Raw genomic sequence first — 2951 nt, forward strand, 5'->3', positions numbered from 1 at the left:
TTCCCCCCGTCCCCCCCTCCCTCCTCTACCCCCCCTCCCTTCCCCCCCCCCCCCCCCCCCCCCGCCTCGACTTGTCCCGCGATAGATTCACCCCTATTGCGGATGCATCTTCGACTTGATCAAGCCGATGATGAAGGTCAGCACCGCACCGCCGGCGCCACCGCCGATAATACTGCTGATCAGCGCCGGCAGATCCAGCCCGCCACCCGCCGCCGCAGCGCCCGGCTCGCCGGTTATCGCCGCGATAATCTGCCCGAGCACCACCCCGCCGATACCCCCGACGACCGAATTGAGCCCTGGCCCCATGCTTTGCTTGCTCATGCCGACGGCATTGCCACCCACCACACCGGCAATGATCTGCACCACCAGACTGACGATATCCATGATCTGCACCCTTTATAGCGTTGAGAGAGGACGACTCGCATCCAACGACTAAATGGCACGACCAGAGGATCAGAGGCGTCTTGACCCGGTCAACGACAGCAGGCTGTTGCCGATCGCCGAAGTATAGGTGGGTAGCGAGCGACCCGCTGTCAAATATAATTAACCGAGAGAATCGCTGGCAGCACCGGTCGGCAAGGCCTGCAAGGCGATATTGCACGGAGGCAATGACAGGCTTCGGCTACGCAAGCTGAAGTCGTTTGACATATTAAACGGCTCTGGCAAGCTGTATCTCAGGTTTCGACCGGAAATATCGGCCCTCTGCGCCCTTCCGGCAGTGCTCGAAACCTCAGGTAGCGCAAAGGTTTCAGCAGCGCGCCTGCACAATAATGACAGGCCGCGCCTGTCCCAAGGTGACATATGCCCAACAGCAACATTGGCAATAAGAAACAAACCCTTCGCAAACCCGTCGTCCTGATGACCATGGGCGCCCAGGAGCGCAAAGGTCACGACTATCAGGTCATGACCCACAAATACATCGTGCCGCTGGTTGAACAAGCCGGTTGCGTACCCGTCCTGGTACCGACCTGCTGCGGCATCGAAGACCTCGAAACCTACCTGGACATGGCTGATGGTGTTTACCTGACCGGTGCTGGCAGTAACATCGACCCAGCGCTCTATGGCCAGGAAAACGAAACCCCGGGCAAAGCCCAGGATCGTAACCGCGACCTGTTCGACCTGCCTCTGGTGAAAGCTGCCATCGCTCGTGGCCTGCCGATTTTCGGTATTTGCCGTGGCATGCAGGAAATCAACGTGGCCCTGGGTGGTGATATCTACCAGAAGGTCTACGCAGTAGACGGCTTCAACGATCACCGGGAAAACCCGGAAGATCCGGTAGACGTGCAGTACAGCGCTGTTCACAGCGTGCGTGTGGAACAAGGCAGCTGGTTGCACAAACTGCTGCAAAGCGACGAGATCCGCGTCAACTCGCTGCACGGCCAGGGCCTGAAAAACCTCGGCAAAGGCATCGAGCCGCTGGCCCGCGCCGAAGATGGTCTGGTAGAGGCTATCCATGCGCCGAGCCTGTCGCCCTTCCTGTTCGCGGTGCAATGGCACCCGGAATGGCAAGCGGCGCAGAACCCGGACTCGGTGAAAATGTTCCAGGCCTTTGGCGACGCCTGCCGCAAGCAGGTGGCCAAGGCTCAAGGCGCCAACAAGCTGAGCTCGGCGGCCTGATCTAGATCGCCTGCTGCAAACAATCGCGGGGCAAGCCCGCTCCCACCGGGGTGAAAGGAAAACTGGTGGAGCAGGGTTGCCCCGCGACGCGTTTACCCTCCTATTGATCCCGATCACTGGCCTTACGCCCGCCAAACGCGCACCCTGAACGCTGACTGCACGCCCAGCCACGCACACCTGTTCAGGAGAAATGGCCATGTCCCGCATGAAAGCGGCAATCTTCGTTGAAAAAAACCGCATTGTTCTGGATGAAAAACCCATCCCCGACGTGGGTCCCTCCGACGCGCTGATACGCGTTACCACCACGACGATTTGCGGTACCGACGTGCATATCCTGCGCGGCGAATACCCGGTCGCCAAAGGCCTGACCATCGGTCACGAGCCGGTCGGCATCATTGAAAAACTCGGTAGCCAGGTTCAGGGTTTCACTGAAGGTCAGCGTGTCATCGCTGGCGCAATTACTCCCAGTGGTCACAGTTACGCCTGTCTTTGTGGCTGCGCCTCCCAGGACGGCCCGGGTACTCCCCATGGTTTTCGTCCCGCTGGCGGCTGGAAGTTCGGCAATACCATCGATGGCTGCCAGGCCGAATACGTGCTGGTGCCCGACGCCATGGCCAACCTGTCGCCAATCCCCGACGGTCTGAGTGATGAGCAGGTGTTAATGTGCCCGGACATCATGTCCACCGGTTTCTCCGGCGCCGAACGTGGCGGAGTACGGATCGGTGACACGGTCGCAGTATTCGCCCTCGGTCCCATCGGCCTGTGCGCCGTGGCCGGTGCCCGCTTGATGGGAGCGACCACGATCATCGGTGTCGATACCGTAGCCGCCCGACTGACCGTTGCACGCCAGCTGGGCGCCACTCACGTGGTCGATTTCAAACAGGGCAATGTGGTCGAGCAGATCATGGCCCTGACCCACGGCCGCGGCGTGGATGTCGCCATCGAGGCCCTGGGCACCCAGTCAACCTTCGAATCAGCCCTGCGCATCCTGCGTCCGGGCGGGACCCTGTCGAGCCTGGGCGTATACTCCTCCGACCTGACCATCCCGCTGTCGGCGTTTGCCGCCGGCCTGGGTGACTACAGCATCGTCAGCACCCTCTGCCCCGGTGGCAAGGAGCGCATGCGCCGCTTGATGGAGGTGGTCAGCAGTGGCAGCGTCGACCTCAAGCCGCTGGTCACCCACCGCTTCAAGCTGGACGATATCGAGGCCGCCTACGAGCTGTTTGCCCATCAACGCGATGGTGTGATGAAGGTCGCGATCACGCCTTGATTTCACTTCGCGGGGGGGGGGAGGGGGTGCAGGGAGCGGGCGTGGGCGAGGGGGGGTGGGAGTA

Annotated in this window: 3 protein-coding genes; 2 read left to right on the top strand and 1 reads right to left on the bottom strand. The window is 61.3% G+C overall.

All coding sequences use genetic code 11. The features are described 5' to 3' along the window. Positions 1 to 93 precede the first annotated feature (93 nt). The gene (locus ACO6VD_RS12095) at positions 94 to 384 is read right to left on the bottom strand and encodes a hypothetical protein (protein WP_400170712.1); all 291 of its coding nucleotides are present in this window, start codon (positions 382 to 384) and stop codon (positions 94 to 96) included. 417 nt (positions 385 to 801) lie between these two features. Here ACO6VD_RS12095 and ACO6VD_RS12100 point away from each other — a divergent pair, with 417 nt between their 5' ends. Next, the gene (locus ACO6VD_RS12100) at positions 802 to 1617 is read left to right on the top strand and encodes a gamma-glutamyl-gamma-aminobutyrate hydrolase family protein (RefSeq protein WP_422419306.1); all 816 of its coding nucleotides are present in this window, start codon (positions 802 to 804) and stop codon (positions 1615 to 1617) included. Positions 1618 to 1813: 196 nt separating this feature from the next. Beyond that, positions 1814 to 2887 carry an NAD(P)-dependent alcohol dehydrogenase gene (locus ACO6VD_RS12105; RefSeq protein WP_400170714.1) on the top strand — a complete coding sequence of 358 codons (1074 nt, stop codon included), beginning with the start codon at positions 1814 to 1816 and terminating at the stop codon, positions 2885 to 2887. Positions 2888 to 2951 lie beyond the last annotated feature (64 nt).

Source organism: Pseudomonas sp. GZD-222 (assembly GCF_049310525.1).
GTDB lineage: Bacteria > Pseudomonadota > Gammaproteobacteria > Pseudomonadales > Pseudomonadaceae > Aquipseudomonas.